Source organism: Sphingopyxis sp. (assembly GCF_035944815.1).
In the GTDB taxonomy this organism is placed as follows: Bacteria; Pseudomonadota; Alphaproteobacteria; order Sphingomonadales; family Sphingomonadaceae; genus Sphingopyxis.
The window spans coordinates 506,655-528,596 of the sequence record NZ_DASZAU010000009.1; the positions used below are offsets into that span (position 1 = coordinate 506,655).

Annotated in this window: 20 protein-coding genes, 1 tRNA gene and 2 riboswitches; of the genes, 15 read left to right on the forward strand and 6 right to left on the reverse strand. The window is 66.1% G+C overall.

Annotated features, from left to right (window positions below):
- Positions 1–55 precede the first annotated feature (55 nt).
- The 12 genes from VGU00_RS13090 to VGU00_RS13145 all read left to right on the forward strand — a co-directional run bounded on the left by VGU00_RS13090 (position 56) and on the right by VGU00_RS13145 (position 12,425).
- A complete protein-coding gene (locus VGU00_RS13090; protein WP_327469163.1) occupies positions 56–1,924 on the forward strand; it encodes a tetratricopeptide repeat protein in 1,869 nt (622 codons plus the stop codon).
- Positions 1,921–3,093, forward strand: a complete 1,173-nt coding sequence (locus VGU00_RS13095; protein WP_327469165.1) for a deoxyguanosinetriphosphate triphosphohydrolase — start codon at positions 1,921–1,923, stop codon at positions 3,091–3,093. The genes VGU00_RS13090 and VGU00_RS13095 overlap by 4 nt, the downstream gene beginning before the upstream one ends.
- A complete protein-coding gene (locus VGU00_RS13100; RefSeq protein ID WP_327469167.1) occupies positions 3,086–3,733 on the forward strand; it encodes an NAD-dependent dehydratase in 648 nt (215 codons plus the stop codon). The genes VGU00_RS13095 and VGU00_RS13100 overlap by 8 nt, the downstream gene beginning before the upstream one ends.
- A gap of 58 nt (positions 3,734–3,791) precedes the next feature.
- Positions 3,792–3,893: riboswitch (glycine riboswitch) on the forward strand.
- Positions 3,894–3,996, forward strand: a riboswitch (glycine riboswitch).
- 54 nt (positions 3,997–4,050) lie between these two features.
- On the forward strand, positions 4,051–5,187 hold the full coding sequence (gcvT, locus tag VGU00_RS13105) for a glycine cleavage system aminomethyltransferase GcvT (RefSeq protein ID WP_327469168.1): 1,137 nt from the start codon (positions 4,051–4,053) through the stop codon (positions 5,185–5,187).
- Between the two features lie 3 nt (positions 5,188–5,190).
- Complete coding sequence (gcvH, locus tag VGU00_RS13110) at positions 5,191–5,562, forward strand: glycine cleavage system protein GcvH (protein ID WP_293642948.1); 372 nt, start codon at positions 5,191–5,193, stop codon at positions 5,560–5,562.
- Between the two features lie 39 nt (positions 5,563–5,601).
- Positions 5,602–6,417: a hypothetical protein gene (locus VGU00_RS13115; protein ID WP_327469171.1), complete on the forward strand. Its 816-nt coding sequence runs from the start codon at positions 5,602–5,604 to the stop codon at positions 6,415–6,417.
- Between the two features lie 3 nt (positions 6,418–6,420).
- Positions 6,421–7,779: an aminomethyl-transferring glycine dehydrogenase subunit GcvPA gene (gcvPA, locus tag VGU00_RS13120; RefSeq protein ID WP_327469173.1), complete on the forward strand. Its 1,359-nt coding sequence runs from the start codon at positions 6,421–6,423 to the stop codon at positions 7,777–7,779.
- Between the two features lie 32 nt (positions 7,780–7,811).
- A complete protein-coding gene (gene gcvPB, locus VGU00_RS13125) occupies positions 7,812–9,320 on the forward strand; it encodes an aminomethyl-transferring glycine dehydrogenase subunit GcvPB (RefSeq protein ID WP_327469835.1) in 1,509 nt (502 codons plus the stop codon).
- The gene (locus VGU00_RS13130) at positions 9,320–9,667 is read left to right on the forward strand and encodes a hypothetical protein (RefSeq protein ID WP_327469175.1); all 348 of its coding nucleotides are present in this window, start codon (positions 9,320–9,322) and stop codon (positions 9,665–9,667) included. Before gcvPB ends, VGU00_RS13130 begins: the two co-directional genes overlap by 1 nt.
- A gap of 18 nt (positions 9,668–9,685) precedes the next feature.
- The gene (locus VGU00_RS13135; RefSeq protein ID WP_327469177.1) at positions 9,686–10,132 is read left to right on the forward strand and encodes an ABA4-like family protein; all 447 of its coding nucleotides are present in this window, start codon (positions 9,686–9,688) and stop codon (positions 10,130–10,132) included.
- Between the two features lie 14 nt (positions 10,133–10,146).
- Positions 10,147–10,764 carry a DUF938 domain-containing protein gene (locus VGU00_RS13140; RefSeq protein ID WP_327469837.1) on the forward strand — a complete coding sequence of 206 codons (618 nt, stop codon included), beginning with the start codon at positions 10,147–10,149 and terminating at the stop codon, positions 10,762–10,764.
- Positions 10,765–10,865: 101 nt separating this feature from the next.
- Positions 10,866–12,425, forward strand: coding sequence for a fatty acid--CoA ligase (locus VGU00_RS13145; protein WP_327469179.1), 1,560 nt, complete (start codon positions 10,866–10,868; stop codon positions 12,423–12,425).
- Positions 12,426–12,444: 19 nt separating this feature from the next.
- On the opposite strand, the gene VGU00_RS13150 is transcribed toward VGU00_RS13145, so the two are convergent.
- From VGU00_RS13150 to VGU00_RS13160, 3 genes are read right to left on the reverse strand one after another with little or no spacing between them, the layout of a single operon-like run.
- Entirely contained in the window at positions 12,445–13,314 is an 870-nt protein-coding gene (locus VGU00_RS13150; RefSeq protein WP_327469181.1) for a Rossmann-like and DUF2520 domain-containing protein, read from the reverse strand.
- A 41-nt stretch (positions 13,315–13,355) separates the two neighbouring features.
- The gene (locus tag VGU00_RS13155) at positions 13,356–13,985 is read right to left on the reverse strand and encodes a glutathione S-transferase (protein WP_327469183.1); all 630 of its coding nucleotides are present in this window, start codon (positions 13,983–13,985) and stop codon (positions 13,356–13,358) included.
- Positions 13,982–14,926 carry a DMT family transporter gene (locus VGU00_RS13160; RefSeq protein ID WP_327469185.1) on the reverse strand — a complete coding sequence of 315 codons (945 nt, stop codon included), beginning with the start codon at positions 14,924–14,926 and terminating at the stop codon, positions 13,982–13,984. Before VGU00_RS13160 ends, VGU00_RS13155 begins: the two co-directional genes overlap by 4 nt.
- 92 nt (positions 14,927–15,018) lie before the next feature.
- Here VGU00_RS13160 and VGU00_RS13165 point away from each other — a divergent pair.
- Positions 15,019–15,094 (forward strand) — tRNA-Trp (locus VGU00_RS13165).
- A gap of 166 nt (positions 15,095–15,260) precedes the next feature.
- Complete coding sequence (locus tag VGU00_RS13170) at positions 15,261–15,482, forward strand: hypothetical protein (RefSeq protein WP_327469187.1); 222 nt, start codon at positions 15,261–15,263, stop codon at positions 15,480–15,482.
- A gap of 132 nt (positions 15,483–15,614) precedes the next feature.
- On the opposite strand, the gene VGU00_RS13175 is transcribed toward VGU00_RS13170, so the two are convergent.
- Positions 15,615–15,887: a DUF1153 domain-containing protein gene (locus VGU00_RS13175; RefSeq protein WP_327469188.1), complete on the reverse strand. Its 273-nt coding sequence runs from the start codon at positions 15,885–15,887 to the stop codon at positions 15,615–15,617.
- 126 nt (positions 15,888–16,013) lie between these two features.
- Positions 16,014–17,939 (reverse strand): CHAT domain-containing protein, encoded by a 1,926-nt coding sequence (locus VGU00_RS13180; protein ID WP_327469190.1) that lies wholly within the window; start codon positions 17,937–17,939, stop codon positions 16,014–16,016.
- A gap of 81 nt (positions 17,940–18,020) precedes the next feature.
- Here VGU00_RS13180 and VGU00_RS13185 point away from each other — a divergent pair, with 81 nt between their 5' ends.
- Positions 18,021–18,362 (forward strand): hypothetical protein, encoded by a 342-nt coding sequence (locus VGU00_RS13185; RefSeq protein WP_327469193.1) that lies wholly within the window; start codon positions 18,021–18,023, stop codon positions 18,360–18,362.
- A gap of 465 nt (positions 18,363–18,827) precedes the next feature.
- Here VGU00_RS13185 and VGU00_RS13190 read toward each other — a convergent pair whose 3' ends face one another.
- The gene (locus tag VGU00_RS13190; RefSeq protein ID WP_327469195.1) at positions 18,828–21,863 is read right to left on the reverse strand and encodes a TonB-dependent receptor; all 3,036 of its coding nucleotides are present in this window, start codon (positions 21,861–21,863) and stop codon (positions 18,828–18,830) included.
- Positions 21,864–21,942: the final 79 nt, after the last annotated feature.

Below are 21,942 nucleotides of genomic sequence, written 5' to 3' on the forward strand. Positions count from 1 at the left end.
TGATTTGCCCATGCGGCAGGTGAAATTGACGGCGAAGCCGGGACGCGCACGGCGAATGGCCGGCGCGCTCGGCGCGCTGTTGCTCGGGACCGTCGCTATTTCGCCTGCCCATGCGATACAGGCGACGCCGCCCGATGCGGCGACGCGCGCTGCGATGGAAAAGCGGACGACGGCACGCACCCTGCTGTCGTCGGCGCTCGCGCGCATCGCCGCGAACGGCAGCGATACCGTCGCGCTGCTCGATGCGGGCCGGGCCTCGATCGATCTCGAGGATTATCGCGCCGCGCTCGGTTTCCTCGTTCGCGCCGAACAGGCGAACCCGCGCGACGGCGCGGTCAAGGCCGCGCTGGGTTCGGCGATGGTCCATATGGAAAACCCGACACGCGCGCTCGATTATTTCGGCGAGGCGCAGCTGATGGGCGCATCCGAGCGGCTTTTCCTTGCCGATCGCGCCCTGGCACGCGACCTGCTCGGGCAACAGGATGCTGCGCAGCGCGACTATCAGCTCGCGCTGTCGATCACCCCCAATGACGAACTGACGCGGCGCTATGCGCTGTCGCTCGGGATCAGCGGCGACGCCGACCGCGCGATCGCGATGCTGACCCCGCAGCTGCGCGCGCAGGATCGCGGAGCATGGCGGCTCCGCGCGATGATCCTCGCGATGAACGGGCGCGACAAGGAAGCGACCGAAATCGTCAATGCGACGATGCCCCCGGCGATGGCGCAGAATATCCTGCCCTATCTGACCCAGATGGACCGGCTCAACCCGGCGCAGCAGGCGGCAGCCGCGCATTTCGGCCGCTTCCCCAACGGCCAGCTCGGGCCGAAACGCAAGCCGGTGCAGGTCGCCGCGGCGACCCCGGCGCCGGCCGCGCCGACCCCCGCCGCGACGACCAGGCGGCCCCCTGCTGATAGCAGGCGGCAACCGGCCGCGACCCCTACACCGAAACCCGCGCCCGCGGCTCCCGTCGCGGTGACGCGCAAACCCGACGTGGCGGGAAAACCGCCGGTCACCGCGGCCACGCCGGCAAGCGTGCCCGCCGCCGTGGCCGCGCGGCCGCCGGCCACGCCGCCCACAACGGCGGCTCCGGCAACGCCGCCCTTGGCCACCCCGGCAACGCCGCCGGCGGCATCGCAGGTGGTCGCGGCGACAGCGCCCGCGGCAGCAACGCCGACGCCGATCGGGACTGCGATCGACGATAGCAAGGGGCCGATCGGCCCGGGCTTTTCGATCGCCGACATGGGGCGCACGACGCCGTCCACCTCGGCGCCGGCTTCGGCCGCCCCGGCCACGCCGCCCGCGACCGCCCCGGCGACGCCGGCCGCGCCCGCTGCCGCCGTACCGGCGCCCGTGGAGAATGGCGCCGCTTCGGTGCCACCGGCCAATGCGCCCGCCGCCGTGCCCGCTCCCGCTCCGGCGGCGGCCGCCCCGCTCGCCTCGCTCGCCGATATCGTCGGCTCGATCGAGATTCCGGCGGAGGAATTGAGCCGCCCCGACAACGCCATCGGCGCCGATACGCTCGCCAAGCTGCTTGAGGACAAGCGCAAGGCCGAAGCGGCGGAAGACGCAAAGCGGGAGAAGGAAGCCGCGGCGGCGAAGGTCAAGGCCGAAGCCGACGCCAAGGCGAAAGCCGAAGCGGCCGAAAAAAAGGCCAATCCCGCCCGCATCTGGGTGCAGGTCGCGACCGGCGCCAATGCCAAGGCGCTCGCGACCGACTTCGGCAAATTCGCGAAGAAAAGCCCTGCGCTGTTCAAGGGCAAGTCCGGCGCGACGGCCGAATGGGGCAAGACGCGCCGTCTGCTTGTCGGGCCGTTCAAGGACCGCAAGGCGGCGCAGGATTGGCTCGGCGACTATAAAAAGGCGGGCGGCGACGGCTTCCTCTTCAACAGCGAGGCGGGCCAGTCCGTCGATCCGGTCAAGTGAGCGTCCGCGATTGCGCCAGCGACCCCGCGCACAGCCGTGGTCGCCGCTTTGAAGAACTCGGCCGCGTCGTGCGCGGGCCGCGCGACGATTTTCAGCGCGACCGCGACCGCATCATCCATTCGATCGCCTTCCGCCGCCTGCGCCACAAGACGCAGGTGTTCGTCGCCCCCGACGGCGATCATTATCGCGTCCGGCTAACGCACAGTATCGAGGTCGCGCAGATCGGCCGCGGCATCGCGCGCGCGCTCGGGCTCAACGAGGATCTGACCGAGGCGCTGTGCCTTGCGCACGATATCGGCCACCCGCCCTTCGGCCACGCGGGGGAGGATGCGCTGAAGGCCGCGATGGCCGCGCATGGCGGCTTCGACCATAATGGCCATACGCTCCGCACGCTCGCGCGGCTCGAATGTCCCTATCCGCGTTTCGACGGGCTCAACCTGACGTGGGAGACATTGGAGGGGCTCGCCAAGCATAATGGCCCGGTGACGAACCCTGGTTGGGCGCTTGCGGAAATCGATGCCGACTTCGGGCTCGACCTCGCCAGCCACGCCAGCCTCGAGGCACAGATCGCCGCGATCGCCGACGATATCGCCTATGACAATCACGACATCGACGACGGCCTCCGCGCCGGGCTGCTCGATCTCGACCAGTTGATGGAACAGCCCTTCGTCGCCGCCAATTTCCGCGCCGTCGAAGGCCGCTTCCCCGGCGCGCCGCGCGACCGACTGCTCCGCGAACTCGTCCGCGACCAGATCGGCGTGATGGTCAACGACGTCATCGCGGCGACCATGGCCCATGTCGCAGAAGCGGGCGTCGCCAGCGTCGAAGAAGTCCGCTCCGCCGGCCGCATGCTCGGCGGCTTCTCGGCCGGACTGGCGGCCGAGGAACGCGAACTCAAACGCTTCATGTACGCCAACCTCTATCACCACCCCGAACAGCTCGCCGCTGCCGAGGCCGCGAACAAGGTGGTGGGCGACCTCTTCGCCGCCTATGCCGCCGACCCGCGCCTGATGGGCGGCGACTGGCCGGCGCGGCTGCCGGGCGAAGAATGCGCGACAAACCGGCATATCGGTGATTATATCGCGGGCATGACCGACCGCTTCGCCATCGACCGCTATGCCGAAATATTCGGCCGCGCCGCCGTACCTGCGGCGCTCGCGCATGCCTGACGCGCTGATCGTCGGCGCGACCGGGATGGTCGGACGCGCGGTGATCGATCGGTTCGGCGCGGCGCCCGTTACCATATTGGCGCGCCGCGAGGTCGACGGGCTCGCATCGCACCACCGGCAGATCGTCGCACCGTCCGAGGGCTGGGGCGACCTCGTTGCCGCCGAAAAGCCATCGGTCCTGATCTGCTGCCTCGGCACGACGATCCGGCAGGCGGGGTCGCAGGCGGCGTTCCGCGCGGTCGATCACGATCTTGTCCTCTCTTCCGCACGCGGCGCGCGGGCCGGGGGCACACCGCACATGATCGCAGTCAGCTCGGTCGGTGCATCGGCAAAGAGCGCCAATTTCTACTTGCGCACCAAGGGCGAGACCGAGGACGATCTTGTGGCGCTCGGCTTCGACCGGCTCGACCTCATTCGTCCGGGGCTGCTGCGCGGCGACCGCCCGGGGCCGCAACGGCTGGGCGAGGGGCTGGCGACGATCGCCGCACCGCTGACCGACGCTTTGCTCCACGGCAGCTTCCGCCGCTACCGCTCGATATCGGGCGATAGCGTCGCTGCCGCGATCGTCCGGCTCGCGGGGCAGGGCGGTTCGGGCGTGCATATCCACGAAAACGACGCGATCCGCGTGCTCGCCGATTGACTCCTTAAAGGGGCAGCGCCAAGGCTCGCAGCGTCTGTCGGGTCCCGCAAGAGATTCGACCGGCCGCGCGGGAGAGCGTGAGGGCAGGGCAACCGGCGCCTCACCACCGAAGGAGCAACCGCCCCGGAAACTCTCAGGTCAATCGGACCGCGCAGGCTGGAACGGACACTCTGGAAAGCGTTCCGGCCAAAACCGGAACCACCGAAGGGGTAACCCCATGATATGGGGGAAAACTCTCAGGTTCCCGTGACAGAGGGGGCATGGCGACAGGGCGCGGCACCGGGCTGCGCTACGCCGTGCAACCGCGGGAGACTGGCATGACCGACACGGAATTTACGGGCGACGAAGCGGCGATCGAGACCGCGACGCTGCCGCTCGACGCCTGGCACCGTGCGAAGGGTGGCCGGATGGTCGAATTCGCCGGCTACTGGATGCCCATCCAGTATGAAGGCATCATGGCCGAACATCTGTGGGTGCGTGAAAGCGCCGGCCTGTTCGACGTCAGCCATATGGGCCAATTGTCGCTCTCGGGCGACAAGGTTGCCGAGGCGCTCGAAACGCTCCTTCCCGGCGATATCTCTGCGCTGAAGCCCGGCCGGATGCGCTATTCGCTGCTGCTCGATGAAGACGGCGGCATCCTCGACGATCTGATGATCACCAACGAAGGCGACCAATATGGTATCGTCGTCAACGGTGCCGTGAAGTGGGAAGATATCGGGCATCTGCGCGAAAACCTGCCCGACGATATCACGCTCAATCACAATGAGGACTATGGTCTCCTCGCGTTGCAGGGGCCGAAGGCGGTCGACGCGCTCGCGCGGCTGGTACCCGAGGCCGCGAGCCTCGTCTTCATGCAGGCGGCGCGCGCGACGTGGAACGGCCATGCGATCGCGCTTAGCCGCTCGGGCTATACCGGCGAGGATGGGTTCGAGATTTCGCTGCCGAACGAGGCGCTGACCGCCTTCGCCGACGCGCTCTGCGCGATGGAAGAGGTCAAGCCGATCGGTCTCGGCGCGCGCGACTCGCTGCGGCTTGAAGCCGGACTGCCGCTCTACGGCCACGACCTCACCCCGGCGATCGACCCTGCCGAGGCCGACCTCGGTTTCGCGGTCAGCAAACGCCGGCGCGAGGAAGAGAATTTCCCTGGCGCGGCGCGCATCCTCGGTCATCTCGAAGACGGCCCGCCGCGCAAACGCGTCGGCCTGCTCGTCGACGGCAAGTTGCCGGTGCGCGAAGGTGCCAAGCTGTTCGATGGCGAGGACGAGATCGGCGTCGTGACCTCGGGCGGCTTTGCGCCCAGCGTCGGTGCGCCGATCGCGATGGGCTATGTTCCGCGCGACCACGCCGTTGCCGGCACCGCGATTGCCGCCGAAGTTCGCGGCAAGCTTGTCCATTGCACCGTCACGGCGATGCCGTTCGTCCCGCACCGATATGTTCGTAAAACAGGAGGTTGACTGATGCCGCGTTATTTTACCGAAGAGCATGAGTGGATCGACGTCGACGGCGATGTCGCGACGGTCGGTATCACCGACTTCGCGCAGGGCCAGCTTGGCGACATCGTGTTCGTCGAGGTTCCCGACACCGGCGCCGAACTCAGCAAGGGCGGCGATGCGGCCGTCGTCGAATCGGTAAAGGCCGCGAGCGACGTTTACGCGCCCGTCGACGGCACCGTGACCGAAGGCAATGGCCAGCTCGAGGAAGATCCCGCGCTCGTCAATTCGGACCCCGAAGGCGAAGGCTGGTTCTTCCGCATGACGCTCGGCGACAAGAGCCAGCTCGACGGGCTGATGGACGCTGCTGCCTACAAGGCGTTCTGCGACGCCCTGTAAGCGATCGCCCCTCCCGCGGGCGGGAGGGGGAGGGACAAGATGACCGACACCGCACTCGCCAATTGCCGCCTGATGGTGGCGACGCCGATCTATGAGGGCGCGCAGGGCACCTATGTCCGCGCGGCGCTCGATCTTGCGCTGCGTGCGCAAGCGATCGGCATGCCGGTGCGTTTCGAATTCATCCTCTACCAGCCGTCGATCACGCGCGCGCGCAACACGCTGACGGCGATGTTCCTTGCGAGCGACTGTACGCATATGCTGTTCATCGACGCCGACATCGATTTTTCGTCCGACGACGTCTTTTCGATGATCCGCGTGATGGAGGGGCATCCGCAATGCGGGGTGCTCGGCGGCGCCTATCCGCGGCGGATGATCAACTGGCGCAACGTTGCGCGCGCGGTCGAAATGGGGATGGTAAAGGATAATCCCGACGACCTCGCGCGCTATTCGGGCGATTTCGCGCTGCACTTCCTGCATCCCGACCAGAATTTCAGGATGACCGATCTGGTCGAGCTGTCGCGTCTGGGCACGGCGATGATGCTGATCCGCCGCGAGGTGCTCGAGGGGATGCGCAGCGCGATGCCCGAACTCGTCTTCCGACCCGACCCCGCCGAGCGGCAGGCGCACGGGATCGGGGACATCGCGCCCGCCTTTTTCTGCCCGCTGATCGATTCCGAAACGAAGGCCCTGCTGTCCGACGATTATGCCTTTTGCCAGCGCGTCCGCGACGCCGGTTTCCGCATCTGGCTCGCGCCGTGGATCCGCACGACGCACGCCGGCCCGACGGTCTTCACCGGCGCGTTGACCGACACCGCGCAACTTTTTTCCGCAAAACCCGAATCTTCTCCGGAGTAGTCCATGCGTTATCTCCCTCTTACATCCGATGATCGCGCCGCGATGCTCGCGACCGTCGGCGCATCGTCGATCGACGACCTGTTCGTCGATGTGCCTGCCGAGGCACGCCTCGACGGCCCGATCGCCGGCCTGCCGATGCAGGCGAGCGAACTGGCGGTCGAGCGTCATATGGCGGCCCTGTCGCGCCGGAACCGCGCGGCGGGCGACGGCCCCTTCTTCCTCGGCGCCGGCGCCTATCGCCACCATGTGCCCGCCAGCGTCGATCATCTGATCCAGCGCGGCGAATTCCTGACCGCCTACACGCCGTACCAGCCCGAAATTGCGCAGGGCACGCTGCAGATGCTGTTCGAATTCCAGTCGCAGGTCGCGCGCCTGCTCGGCACCGACGTCGCCAATGCGTCGATGTACGACGGCTCGACCGCCTGCTGGGAAGCGATCGTCATGGCGCGCCGGATCACCAAGCGTGCGAAGGCACTGCTGTCGACCGGGCTCCACCCGCATTACCGCAGCGTCGCGCGCACGATGGCCAAATATACCGGCGACCTGCTCGTCGACGGCGATCCGAGCCTCGAGGCCGGGACCGACTGGGCGGCGCTGGCGGACAGCATCGACAAGGACACCAGCTGCGTCGTCGTCCAATATCCCGACATTCTTGGCCGTATCGACGATATGACGAAGCTGGCCGAGGCCTGCCAGGCCGCCGGCGCGCTGCTCATCGCCGTCGTCACCGAACCCGTCGCGCTTGGCCTGATCAAATCGCCCGGCGAAATGGGCGCCGACATCGTGGTGGGCGAGGGGCAGTCGCTCGGCGTGGGGCTGCAATTCGGCGGGCCCTATGTCGGCCTCTTCGCGTGCAAGACCAAATATGTCCGTCAGATGCCGGGCCGCCTCTGCGGCGAAACCGTCGACGCGAACGGCAAGCGCGGCTTCGTGCTCACGCTCTCGACGCGCGAACAGCATATCCGCCGCGAAAAGGCGACGAGCAATATCTGCACGAACTCGGGCCTTTGCGCGCTGGCCTTCAGCATTCACATGACCTTGCTCGGCGAGGCCGGCCTGCGCCAGCTTGCCGCCATCAACCATGGCCGTGCCAAGGCGGCCGCCGCCGAACTCGCGAAGATTCCCGGCGTGTCGGTACTCAACACCAGCTTCTTCAACGAATTTACGCTGCGGCTCCCGACCGCGGCGCGGCCCGTGATCCATAAGCTGGCGGAGAAGGATATCCTCGGCGGCGTGTCGCTCGGCCGTCTTTATCCCGACAACGCCGGCCTCGAGAACGGCCTTGTCGTGGCCGTAACCGAAACCGTCACCGAAGCGGATATTTCCGCCTTCGCCGCTGCCCTGAAGGAGGTGCTGGCATGACCGCGCTCAACCGCGCCGGCTGGCGCCCCGAAATGAATGGTGCCGGTGGTGCCGACGACAATGTCACCTTCACCGGCAACCGCGCGCTGATGCTCGAAGAACCGCTGATCTTCGAAATCGGTGGCTTCGACACCACGGGGGTCGATTTCGACGAAGCCGCGCCCGCCGCCGACCTCGGCGCCCTCGCGCGCACCGCGCCGATCGGCCTGCCGGGGCTCAGCGAGTCCGAAACGGTGCGTCACTACACGCGCCTGTCGCGCCAGAATTACGCGATCGACCTCGGCCTCTTCCCGCTCGGCAGCTGCACGATGAAGCATAACCCGCGCCTCAATGAAAAGGTCGCGCGGATGCCCGGCTTTGCCGACGCGCACCCGCTGCAGCCGCAGGAAACGGTGCAGGGCGCCTATGCGGTGATCCACGAACTCGCCGAATGGCTGATCACGCTGACCGGCATGCACAGCGTCGCAATGTCGCCCAAGGCGGGCGCGCATGGCGAACTGTGCGGCATCCTCTGCATCAAGGCGGCGCTCGAGGCGCGCGGCGAGGACCGCCGCGTCATTCTGGTCCCCGAAAGCGCGCACGGCACCAACCCCGCGACCGCCGCCTTCGCCGGCTTTACCGTCGAGGATATCCCGGCGACCGAGGAAGGGCGCGTGAATCTGGAAGCGCTGAAAGCGCGCCTCGGCCCCGACGTCGCCGGCGTGATGATCACCAATCCCAATACCTGCGGCCTGTTCGAGCGCGACATGAAGGCGATCTCGGACGCGGTCCACGCTGCGGGCGGCTATGTCTATTGCGACGGCGCGAATTTCAACGCGATCGTCGGGCGCGTGCGCCCCGGCGACCTCGGCGTCGATGCGATGCACATCAACCTGCACAAGACCTTCTCGACCCCGCACGGTGGCGGCGGCCCCGGTTCGGGACCGGTCGTGCTGTCCGAAGCGCTCGCGCCCTTCGCACCCTTGCCCTTCGTGACGAAGCAGGGCGATGCGTTCCGTCTGATCGAGGAAGAAAATGCGGGCGAGGATCATCCACAGACCTTCGGCCGCATGACCGCTTTCCATGGTCAGATGGGCATGTTCACCCGCGCACTGGCCTATATCCTCAGCCACGGCGCCGACGGGCTCAAGCAGGTTGCCGAGGACGCGGTGCTCAACGCCAATTATGTGCTGCGCAGCCTGACCGATGTGCTAGATGCGCCGTTCGCGGCATCGGGTCCGTGCATGCACGAGGCGCTTTTCAGCGACAAGGGCCTCGCCGAAGGCTTCTCGACGCTCGACATCGCCAAGGGGCTGATCGACGAGGGCTATCATCCGATGACGGTCTATTTCCCGCTCGTCGTCCATGGCGCGATGCTCGTCGAGCCGACCGAGACGGAGAGCAAGGCGGTGCTCGACCAGTTCATCGGCGCGCTGCGCAGCATCGCGCTGCGTGCGAAGAACGGTGACCCCGCGCTCAAGACCGCACCGCATTTCGCGCCGCGCGCACGGCTCGACGAGACGCTGGCGGCACGCAAACCCGTCCTCGCCTGGGAGGATTGATGACCGAACCCGCGCCCGGCCCCGATCGCCCCGAACCGCGCTCCGGCGCCGGGTGCGTCGCGGCCGGCGCGCTGTTCGCGATCGTTGCGATCCTCGGCTGGCTGATCGCGATCACGGCTTATGGCCTCGTCGTCGAGCAATGGGGCATGATCGAGGTCCGCCGCGAGTTCAGCTATGACTGGGTATTCCTCTACGCTCCCATGTTCGCGATCGGCTTCGGTCTCGTAGCCGCTTTTCTTGCATCGCGCCGTGCATCGGCGGCGCGAATGGCCTTGCTGATCACCATCACCGGCGCCATTGCATTGCTTGCGGGCGTCGTCCTTTTCGGGCTCGGCGGATTGATCTGACAGGGCGGGGAGCAACGGATGAGCTGGGACAATATCTTTCTATTCGCCAACTACTGGGCCTTTGCGGGATGGATCGCGCTGGCTTTCCTGCCGCGCAGCCCGCGAATTCTTGCAGCGATCCTTTATGCCGGCGTGTTCCTGCTCTGCCTCGCCTATACCGTGCTGATCGTCGGCTTCATGACCGGCGGCATCGACTCGGGCGGCGCGGGGGGCGCTGATTTCACAACGCTGAAGGGCGTTATGAAATTGTTCGACAGCCCGGGCGGAACGACGATGGGGTGGATCCATTATCTGGCGTTCGACCTGTTCACCGGCATGTGGATCGCGCGCGACGCCGACCAGAAGGGCTTCAGCCGTATCGTCCAATTTCCCTTCCTCTTCCTGACGCTGATGGTCGGCCCGGTCGGGCTGTTCGCATGGCTGATCGTTCGCGAGCGCCGCGCGCGGGCGCTGGCCAAAAAGTGACACCGCAGCCATGGATGCCGGGTGACGGCGCTGCCGCCGAAAAGCGGCACGCGCCCGCGACGCTGCGTAATCGCGATGCCATTGCGGACGCGCTTGCCGACTGGTTGCCCGCGACCGGCACGGTGCTGGAGGTCGCGAGCGGGTCGGGCGAGCATATCGTGCACTTCGCTGCCGCTTTCCCGTATCTCGACTGGCAGCCGAGCGACCCCGATCCGGCGGGTCTGACGTCGATCGCGGCCTGGCGCGCCGAAGCCGGCCTTGCGAATATCGCGCGCCCGCTGGCGCTCGATGCCGCGGCCGACCGCTGGCCGGTCGATCGCGCCGATGCGATCCTTTGCATCAACATGGTGCATATCAGCCCGTGGGCGGCGACGCTCGGCCTGTTCGCGGGCGCTGCGAGACTGCTCGCATCGGGGATGCCGCTGATCCTTTATGGTCCCTATGTCGAACCCGATGTGCCGACAGCCGAGAGCAACCTTGCCTTCGATGCAAATCTGCGCGCGCGCGATTCGGCATGGGGGCTGCGCGATACCGGGGCGGTCAAGGCCGCGGCGGCGGACGCCGGCCTGGCCTTCGCCGAGCGCCGCGCGATGCCGGCGAACAACCTGATGCTGCTGTTCCACCGCACCTGACGGACCTGACAGGATCGACGATCGGCGCTTTACCTCGCGGGTAGAGGCGCTAGCCTTCCTCCAATTGCGCGCAAACGACGCGATTCGAGGAGAGAGAGGCGATGGGCCGCGACGTTTCGGACCTTTTTACATTCGACGAATTCCTGACCCATTGGGCCGGCGAACGCCCCGATCGGGTGGCGATGCGCGAGGAGGATCGCGTCTACAGCTATGCCGAGCTCGACGATCTGACGGCTCGGGCCGCGTCGGCGCTGATCGCCGCGGGGCTGAAAAAGGGCGACCGCATCGCGTGGATCGGCAAGAATAGCGATCTCTATTTCACCCTATTCTATGGCGCTGCACGCGCGGGTATCGTGATGGCGCCGATCGGCTGGCGCCTCTCGCCGACCGAATGGGCGTTTATCGTCAACGATACGCAGGCGAAGATCGTCTTTGCCGGCCCGGGTTTCGACGGCGTCGCCGAACAACTCGCAGGCAAGCTCCAGCATGCGCCTGCAATCGTTGGCGCGACCGAGGCATGGGCGATGATCGAAGGCGCCGAGCGTGAAGCGTTCGAGCCCTCGGCGACGAACGACGCGGTGCTCCAGCTCTATACCTCGGGCACTACCGGCAATCCCAAGGGCGCGGTGCTGTCGAACCGCAACCTCTTCGCGCTGCGCAAACATTCGAACACGCTCGATCTCCCCTACACCAAATGGGAAGATGACGAGGCGGTGCTGGTCGCGATGCCCTGCGCGCATATCGGCGGCACCGGGCTTGGCATCATGGCGCTTGCGGCGGGGCTTCCCGGGGTGGTGCTCGCCGAATTCAACCCCGACGGCGTGTTCGACGCGGTCGAACAGCATGGCGTCACGCGCTTTTTCATGGTGCCCGCGGCGCTCCAGATGCTGCTGATGCACCCGCGCTGCGCCAGCGTCGATTATAGCCGCCTCAAATATATCCTTTATGGCGCCGCGCCGATCCCGCTCGAACTGCTGCGCCAGTGCATCCAGGTCTTCGGCGCCCAGTTCATTCAGGCCTATGGCATGACCGAAACCACGGGCACCATCTCGATGCTGCCGCCCGAGGATCATGATCCGGCGGGCAACGCGCGCATGCGTTCGGCGGGCAAGGCGCTTCCCGGGGTCGAAATCGTCATCCTCGGCCCCGACGGTCAATCGGTCCCGACGGGCGAGGTGGGCGAGGTGGTGACGCGCTCGTCGAACAATATGCTCGGTTACTGGAACCTGCCCGACGCGACCTCGAAAACGATGACCGACGACGGCTGGATTCGTACCGGCGACGCGGGGTTCCTCGACGCCGACGGCTATCTCTTCATCCACGACCGGATGAAGGACATGATCATCACCGGCGGCGAAAATGTCTATCCGGCCGAAGTCGAAAGCGCGATCTTCGGCCACCCCGCGGTGCAGGAGGTGGCGGTCATCGGCATCCCCGACCAGAAATGGGGGGAGACGGTGAAGGCGGTCGTCGTCGCGAAGCCCGGCACGACGGTCGAGGAAGCCGACATCATCGCCTGGGCGCGCGAGCGTATCGCGCCGTTCAAATGCCCGCGCAGTATCGACGTGATCGAGGCGCTGCCGCGCAATGCCAGCGGCAAGATCCTGCGCAAGGATCTGCGCGCGCCCTATTGGGCCGGTTACGAGCGGATGGTGAACTGACCCGCCGGACTTCGTTGCATCAGCGAAGCTTGCGGTCCATTTCTGCCGGAATGTCGCGGCCCCGGCGCTCGAGTTCGTCCAGCGTTGCCCGCGCTATCGCGCGATAGGCGGGCAGCAGGTCGGGGCTGAACGCGCCCAGCGCATCCAGATGATCGCCGATCGTGTGGTGGTCGCCGCGCAGCAGCGGTCCCGACAATCCGGCAAAGCCTTGCGCAAGGCTGTTTTCGAGCGCGGCACGGACGAGCGGAGCGAGCAGCGCGGCGGGATCGTCGATCCCCGCATCGCTCAGCGCATCCGACGCGCCCGCAATCAATGTCACCAGATGGTTCGACGCATGGCAGAGCGCGGCGTGATAGAGCGCGCGCCGCTCCTCGGCGATCTCGACCGCGACGCCGCCGAGCAACGATACCGTCTCATGCGCCCATGCCGTCGCATCGGGTGCCGACCCGGTGATCGCGAACCGCGCTCCCGCCATGCGCCGGACTTCGCTTTCCGGGTCGCCCGTAAAGGTCATCGCGGGATGGATGGCGGCGGTCGACGCGCCCGCGGCGCGCAGGGGGGCGAGCACGGCTGCCCCGCTCCGTCCGCTCACATGAAAGACAAAGGGCGTATGGCCCGACGGGACAAGCGCCGCCATATCGGCGACGACGTCCGCAAGGGCGTCGTCGGACACCGCGATGGCGACAGCATCGCACCTGGCGAGAATCTGGCTGAGGTCCTGCGCCGCAGCGCCGCCTATGTCCGTCACGGCGGTGCGGACATGTTCGGAAGATCGCCCCCACAACAGTGGCGGGGCGGCCGAATGCGGCGCGAATCCGAGCGCGAACGCTCGCGCGACGCGGCCCGACCCGACGATACCGAACTGCTGGAAACTGGGCTTGTCCATCATATCGCCTCTAGCGCAGCCGGGCGGGCGCCGCCAACGGCGGCTCAGCCCTTCTGTCGCTCGCGTGCCCGTTTGAAGCCGTCGCGCGCCATGCAGCGGCCGAGCCATATCTTCGTCGCTTCGCCCAGCACATCGTCGGCGCCGAGCGTCGTCGCGAGAAACGCGGCATAGCCGATCACGATATCGGCAGTGGTGAAGCGTCCCGCGACCAGCCAGTCGCGCCCGTCGGCCAGCGCCGCTTCGATGCTCTTCGCGCGGCCGCCGAAAAAGGCCTTATAGTCGTCGACGGCCTGCGCCAGTCGCCGTTCTGGGGCCTCGACGCGCGTGTAACGGATCATGATCGCAAGCGGGAAGGTCAGCGTCGCATCGCTGCGGTGCAGCCAGTTGCGCCATGCCCAATAATCGGCCTCGTCGCGGCGAACCTCCAGTGGCGTTCCCTCGGCGATGCGTTCGCAGATCGCCGCCGATTCGGTCATCAGCCGCCCGTCCTCGACCCAGCCGGGGATCGTCATCAGCGGATTGACCGCGCGATAGTCGGGCTCGAACGCGCGCGGCGGGAATTTGAGCAGGCGCAGGTCGACATCGATCCCCGCCTCCTCGACCGCCCACAGGCAGCGCAGCGATCGCGCGTCGGGACAATGGTACAGGATCGGCCGGGTGTTCTGGCTCGTCATGCGGCAACCTCCTTCGGACGCTCGATATGGCGGCGATGTTCGCGCCAGGCGATGAACAGGCCCGACGCGATGATCAACGGCGCGCCGACCCATGTCGTGTCGGCGGGCAGCGTGCCGAAGAACCACCAGCCCGCGGCGATCGCCCACAGCAGGCTCGAATAATCCATCGGGATCACTACCGATACGGGGGCGAGGCGCAGCGCGCCGGTCAGCGACATCTGGACGATCGCGCCGAGGAAGCCGAGCCCGATCAGCAGCAGCCAGTCGTGCAGGCTGTGCGGGGTAAAGACAAAGGGCAGGGCGATCCCCAGCGGTATCATCGAAAGAAGGCTGAACCAGAAGACGATCGTTGCCGCATTTTCGGTACGGCCAAGGTCGCGCACGGCAATGGTGATCAGCGCGGTCATGATCGCGCCGGTCAGCGCGACGAGCGTGCCGATTCCGTGGGTGCCACCAAAGCCGCCGGCGAAACTCGCCAGCGGGTCGAGCACGACGAGTACGCCGATAAAGCCGACGATCACCGCGCTCCACCGCTGCCATCCCGTCGCCTCGCCAAGGATCAGCGCGGCAAAGATCACCGCAAAGATCGGCACCGACAGGCTGATCGTCGTCGCCTCGGCCATCGGCAGCAGGATCATCGCGCCGAAATTGCACGCCATGCCGGTCAGCCCCATCAGCATCCGCCGGCCATGCGCCCCGATCCGCGTCGTCTTCAGCGAGGACAGCCCGCTCGTCGCCACCACCCACGCGAGCAGGAAGGGCAGGACGAGCGCCTGCCGCCAGAACAGGCTCTCGACGATATGGATACCCGCCGCGTCGATGTTTTTGACGAGGACGAACATCAGCGACAGGCTGATCATCGCCAGCAGGCGTAGCCCGATCCCGCCCAGATAATTTTGCGGCGGGCCGTCGGGGGCGGCGGGGGAGGCGGCGGCGCTCATGCAAAATTGCGCATATCAGTCCGGCTGGTGCGTGCAACCCGTGATCCCTCTTGCCGGGACCGCTCAATCCGGCTAGTGGCGCACTCCGGCCTAGGGGTATAGCTCAGTTGGTAGAGCATCGGTCTCCAAAACCGAGGGTCGCGGGTTCGAGTCCTGCTGCCCCTGCCAGGCCCGCCTCAGAGGGCCCGGAGGCGGTTCGGCGAATGACGCGCTATGGACGCGTCGATCAAGGCCGGTTCATTGGCTATGACAATGATCAGTTTTTACCGGATCACTATCGTGCTCGGGCGGAAGTAGAGGCGGCTGGCGTAATCGGCGGGCGTCCGTTCTCAGATTGGTCGATGGCCTCTACTCACGCCTGTGGGGCAGTTTCACGAAGTTTGCCCGGGACGAAAAAGGCCAGGAGGGTTCCTGCTGGATGACGACCGACAAGGCGCACGCTTTCGGCTGGTATCGCAAGCGGCTTTCCGAGGGGAAATGGGACAAGTTCCCGCTCGAAAGCTGGCAGCCTTCAAAAGGAACGGTCCTCAAATCGGAACCTTGGCCGCCGATGTAGCAGCGCTGCTCCCCTTGTCTGGGCCGGATATCGGTCAGGCAAAAAAGACGGCGCGAGAGGGACCAGTCTGCTCGCGCCGCCCTCTTAATGCCGCACGCGTTTGTGGGGGACGCGCGGCATCGTCGTATAATCCTATCGTTTTCGGCTCCGGCGCATCTTTGTGACGCGAAGCCCCGGCACCCCGGCGCGGTCGATTGTGCGCCGCCAGCTTTCTACTTCTTCCAGGCTGAGGCGATATTTCTGACAGGCTTCTTCGAGCCCGATGAGCCCGCCGTCGATCGCAGCAAGAAGCTCGGCCTTGCGCCGGGCGACCCAATGCGTCGCGCATGACGACGGCAGGTCGGCCATCGTGATCGGACCCACCGGGCCCGCGACCGATGCCGGTCTCGTTTCCAATTCGAGCACCGCGAACTCTCCATTCGCGCGGCTGAAGCCGCTTGATGTGCCCCCCCGCGCAAAACATGCGCGGTCGAGGTTAATGAAATCTTGCCAAGTGCCTCCATATGCGACCAACGGTTGGTCGCGAGATCATCAGCGACCGACATCTCCGATCAGTGAAAATGGCGCCCAGGCGCTCGGATGTGACCAACTCTTGAGATAGGGATCGTCGCGCGTGTCGTTGCGGATTTCGCGCTCGACGCGCTGGAGTGCTTCGGCGCGCGACAGGCGTGGATCGGCCCGCAAAATCTCGAACAGGCGAACTGTCAGCACGGCCGCGACGTCGTCGCGGACCGGCCAGTGCGAGGCGAGCAGGCTTTCCGATCCCGCGAAGAAGAAGGCGCGAGCGAGGCCGGAGAGGCCGGGCGCTCCGGCCCGGCCGTCGCCCGCCGCAGTGTTGCAGGCCGACAGGATCACCCAGCCCGCGCCGATGCGGAGCGCTGCCACCTCGCTCGCGGTCAGCAATCCATCGTCCGCTGCGCTGGCGGCTGCCGGCGGTGTGAAGACGAGTCCCGGCTCGCCAATCTCGCCGACTTCGCCGGCGACGAGTCCGTGGGTCGCGAGAAACAGGACCGAGGAGGACGCGAGGTCAGCCGCCTTCAAATTCGATTCCGTTGCTGCGCCTGCCAGGAACAGCTTCGTCTGCGTAGACCCGAGGAGCGCCTCCATGGCTTTCAGTTCCCTCTCCGTCCCGGGAAGCCGTGCGAGCCGGCGCAGAGCTGCGGGATCGGCGAGCTGCGTCCCGCCGCTCGACGCGCGCCACATGCTGCTGGCGAGCGGCATGCTGCCGCCTCGCGCTGCGCGGACGCGCCCCCCGACGCCGCGCGTCGCGGCATTGCCCTCGAGCAGGGGGTCGCCAAAGCCGATCATGCTGCTTCCTGTCGGAGCGTCGCGGCCCGCAACCGCCCGTATGAGCTGTAGTGACTGGAGCGACGGCAACTGTACGATCGCGGCCTTGTCGGCGAACCAGGGTGTAGCTCTTAATGCGGCGGGATCGCCGTCGATGCCTACCGGCTTCTCGGTTACCAGGATGCCGAGGGGCAGCGAGGAGATCGAACCCGTTGCGGCCGTGAACAGATGCCGTTTGCCGGCAAGCGCCGCGCTCACGGGCGCGATCAATTCTTCGTAGAGGCGGAAGGCCGTGCCGCGATCGAAAGGGAAATCGCCTTCGCCTTCGGCAGACCAGCGCTCTTCTTCTTCGGGCGTCACATCGATGTTCGCGCCGACATCCCAAAGCAGTCGGCGGACATGGCGGGTCAGCTCCGCTTCGGTCATTTCGGAACGGTGCCATTCAATGCCCTCTCGCGTCACGACGAGGCTGTGCGTTCCGCGCGGCGTTGGCACAATCGTCACAAAGGCCTCGTCATCTGCCAGCAGGGCCCGAGCGGACGGCTCGTCGAGGAGCGCCGGCTTCACCAGTTCGAAATAGCCCGGCGTTGCTGCCGTCAGCCGGGCATCTATTGTCTCCAGCGCTGCATTGGCCGTGCCGATTTCCTGCCACAGGGCCCTATCGGCGTCGCTGCCCGCTCTTACGCTCTCGCTCCGGGCGAAGAGCGCGGCGAGTTCGGACGTTTTGGCGTCGCGCTCGGCGGCAAGTCCGGCGGCTCCCGATAGGCCTGCGGCCTGTGTCGCCGCCGAGCGCGCCAGCGCGCGCGAGGTCCGGCCCGCCATAATGTCCTGGAGAACAAGAAGTGCGTCGGCCTTGCCTGCGGGGGTCTTCTGGCCGGATTCCCAAAGCATGTCGGCGTAGAGGCGCGACCACTCCGCGAACGTCTCCTCTCCGGTGTGGCTGGACGGATCCTTTTCGGCGAGTTCGACCATTTGTTCATCGAGCACGCCAACCCCGAAGCCTCGACGATAGGCAAGGGAAGACGCAGCCGCGATACGGGCGGATGCCAGCGCCGACGCCGCATCGCCGTTATCGAGCGCGAGTTTCGCGTGCGCGGCGGCCGCCATGCCGAGTGCTTTTCCTTCCACCGTGCGGCCGCGCGGCACCGTGTGCTCGGCCGCGTCGGCCAAGGTCGTGCCACCGTCCCATGCTCCAAGCACATCGGCCAATATCTTTGCCGCATCGGCTTTTCGTCCGCCCTCGGACAGCGAGTGGGCGAGCGCGCGCGCCGCGTAGAGCGTATCGCTCGATCGATCGCCCTGTATCTTCCGGCGAATGGCGAGGGCGCGGGCGCGAAGCGTGGCATCTTCCGTCCAGCGCTTCGCCGAATAATATTCGAAAGCGAGAAGCTGGAGAGCGTCGGCATGCGCGACGCTGTCTTCGCCGTGATATTGGCCGATGATCGCGGCGCGTTCGGCGAGCAGCATCATGCGTGCGGCCTTGTCTTCATAAGAGAGTGCGCTTTGGCGGCGCCGGAGGTCCGACATGCGCTTGTCGAAATCGGCTTTGCGCGCCTCCTCCTGTGCTTCGGGCTGCGCGTGAGCGGGCGGTGAAAGGCTTATCACACAGGCTGTCGCCGCAAGCCGTCCCAAAAATCTCCACATCTTTATCCGCCCCCGCTGATCTGCAATCTGCTAGCCGCCGATTGCGAGCGCGGCAATGCAGCGCCGCCGATTTGGCGTTTCGGTACAATCGCATCCCGGATCCTGGCCCTAACAGCCGCCGCGCGACCCAGGAGAGCTCGACCTCGCAAGAGGACGAATTCTTCATCTGGCGCCCGCTCGGTCCAACCTGAGCGGGCGCCTCTTTTTTGTCGATACGAGGCTGCCGATTACCGGCGCGCGACGGCGACGATCGAGGTGGACGGATCAACGCCAGCGGCGTGTGGCTGCCGATGATACGCGCAGAGCCCTGATCCGGTAGCGGGCCGCCACGCCGCGCCGGCCTTCAAGCCCGTCCAGAGCGACCCCGAAGGTATCCCAATGGCCCCGAAATCGACCCCGGATCCCGCGTGAGAGCTAGAATTTGACGCTCAACCCGGCGGTGATCCGCCGGTCGGTGAGACCCTGGAAGCACAGCAGCGCCTTGTTGTTCACGCAATATTGGTTCTGGTCGCCGCGCAGCAGGTTGATACCCTCGACCCCGACATTGATATTGTCGGTGATGTCGTAGTTGATGCTGGCATTGAGCTGTCCGCGCGCCCCGTTGATCAGCGGCAGGCCGAAGAAGAAGGGATCGTTCGACACATAGCTCGACCGCCATGTGTAGCGCACGCGGGCGTTCAGGCCATATTTGTCGTAGAACAGCGTCGCGTTATAGGCATATTTCGACAGGTTGGTCAGGGTGATCAGATCGCGCGAATTCGGGAAACCCAGCTGGGTGAACACCGTCCGCGGGCCGTCGGCGGCGCGATATTCGCGCGCCGATCCGCCGGTCTTCTGATAAGTAAAATTGCCGATCACGCCAAAGCCCGAGGCGAAGCCGAGCGTGTCTTCCCACGCCGACAGATCGTGCTGGAAGGCGATTTCGACGCCGGTCTGCGTCGTGCTGCCGGGCACGTTGAAGGTCGAACTGCGCGGGACGCAGATGCCGACGCCCTGGATCGGGTTGTTGATGTTGCGATTGGCGATCGGGTTGTAGATGCCGCCGCCGGGGCAGGCGGGGTCGATCGAGATGTTGAGATTGCCGTTCGCGTCGAGGTTCGGCGCAGGATCCTCCTGCCGCTGCGCAAACAAATTGGTGCGGCTCTTGTGGAAGAAGCCGATGCTGACCAGGCTCGACGGCGCGAAATAATATTCGCCCGACAGGTCGAACGACCACACCGCCTCGGGAACGAGCTCGGGGTTGCCGACCGCGACCGGCGTGTTGGCTCCCGTGCCGAAGGAGAAGGACGTCGACAGCGTGTCGAAATTGGGCCGGCGGATATCGCGCGCGATGCCTGCGCGGACGAGGAATTTGTCGGCGGGTTCGAGGACGAGGCTGAAGCGCGGTAGCAGGAAGTTGTACGAGCTTTTCGCGACCGTCTGGCCGGTGACCGTGCCGTTCGCGATATTGTTGCCCGTCGACGACAATTCGGTGCGCAGCCAGCGGAAACCCGCGTTGCCGCGTACCGGCATGCCCGCGATCTCGCCTTCCATATTGGCTTGGAAATAGGCGGCGTTCGTCGTTTCCTTGATCTTGAAGAAGCCCGCGAAGGATTCGGTTGGCGTCGCGAGCGAAGCGACCGGCGGTCCCTGCGTGCGTGCGGCATTGCTCGCCGCGATCGCGTCGTTGAGCGCCGCGAGCACGGCCGCCGGATCGCGGAAAGCGAGGCCGCCGTCGATCAGCAGGAAGTCGGGGAAATAGAGCCGGCGCCCGTCGGCGGCGTTGAAGTTGCTCGGCCCGGGGATCAATATGTCGGAGAAAAGGTCGCCCGACGGCCGGTTCCACGCCGTGGTCGTGTTGGTCAGGCTGACATTGTTGGAAAACTCGCTGTTCTCGGCCGAGGTGCGGTTCCAGCGCCAGCCGAAGTCGATCGAGGTCACGAAGGGGTTGAGGTCGCTCGTATCGTAGCTGAAGTCGAGTCGCGCTGCGCGTTCTTCATTGTCGGTCGAATTCGCGCCCTGCGTCACCTGTTGCAGCTGGTAGTTGGCGGGATCGAGCAATTGTGCGCTCGTCGGCGCAACGGGGCTCGACTGGTCGATCCCGAATTGCAGCGTGCCGCCGCGCAGGTCGAATTCGATCGGCACGCCATTGTCGATGCTGCGCCCGATCACCGGCTGCGGCCCGTTGGGGTTGATGAAATCGAGCGTGGTCGAGAAATTGGGGAAATCGGATTTGGACGTCGACAATGACAGTTCGGCGCGCATGCTGAGCTTGTCGGTCACCTGCCATTCGGTGCCGAGGTCGAACACGCGGCTCTTGGTCACGCGCGCGCCGGTATCGCTCGATGCGCGCAAATTGGGATCGATCACCGTGCCCGTCGAGCCGCCGATACCGATCGTGCCTGCCAGTGCGGCCTGCACCGTGCCGAGATCGATCGGACCGTTCGGCCCGTCGAGCGTACCGAAATCGACGGCTTCGAAAGCGCTGTTGTTCATCGCGTCGACCACCGACGGCGTCGCGGTGCCCGAAATCTGGATGCGGTGGCTCTGTTGTCCGCGCCGCTGGTTGTTCAGCGTCGCGTCGAAATAGAATTTCAGGTCGTCATTGGGCTTCCACTCGAGCGCGGCGGTGCCATTGTAAGTTTCATATTCGTAGTTCTCGAGCCCCTGCTGGAGGAACTGGATGCGCAGGAAAGGGAAGGCTTCGGCGCTCGGACCCGAACCCGGCAGGACGAGTGCGTCGCGGTCGACGCGTGGTTTGAACGCCGCGACATCCTGCCGCGCATAGCTGCCGCTCACCACGACGCCGATCTCGCCGATGCCGGTATCCCAGCGATTGCCGAGCGTCGCCGAGACGCGCGGCAGCGTCGATTTGGAAAGGTCGCTATTCTCCATCTGCACGCGCGCGGCGATCAGCGGGTCCTTGAGGTCGAGCGGACGGATCGTGCGCAAATTGATCGTGCCGCCGACCGATCCTTCGATCGTCTGCGCGGTCGGCACCTTGGTCACTTCGACCGAGGCGATCAGCGCGGCGGGCAAATCCTCGAAGCTGATGCCCGAGCGGCCCGCGCCCGATCCGACGGTCGACACGCCGTTGATCTCGGTGCGGTTGGCATCGGTGCCGCGGATCTGCACCGCATTGCCGACGCCGGCCTGGCGGGTGATCTGGACCCCGGTGACATTTTCCAGCACTTCGGCGAGGTTCTGGTCGGGCAGCTTGCCGATATCCTCGGCCTGGATAACCTCGACGATATTGTCCGATGTGCGCTTTTCGCCCAGCGCGGTGGCAAGGGAGCTGCGGATGCCCGATACGACGATCGTGTCATCACCCGCCGCGTCGGTAGCGGCACCGTCCTGTGCGGCACTGTCCTGCGCAAAGGCGGGGACGCCGAGCAGCGCTGTCGTGCCCAGTAACGTCGCCGCGAAATTCATCTTGCCGCGCGAAACGCGCATCAGGCTGCCCCGAATCATGTCCCTCTCCCTCCCAGGTATTGTTTGGCCCAAGGCTCCTCCTGTCAGGCCAATATGTCAACCCATGATTCAGACCAAA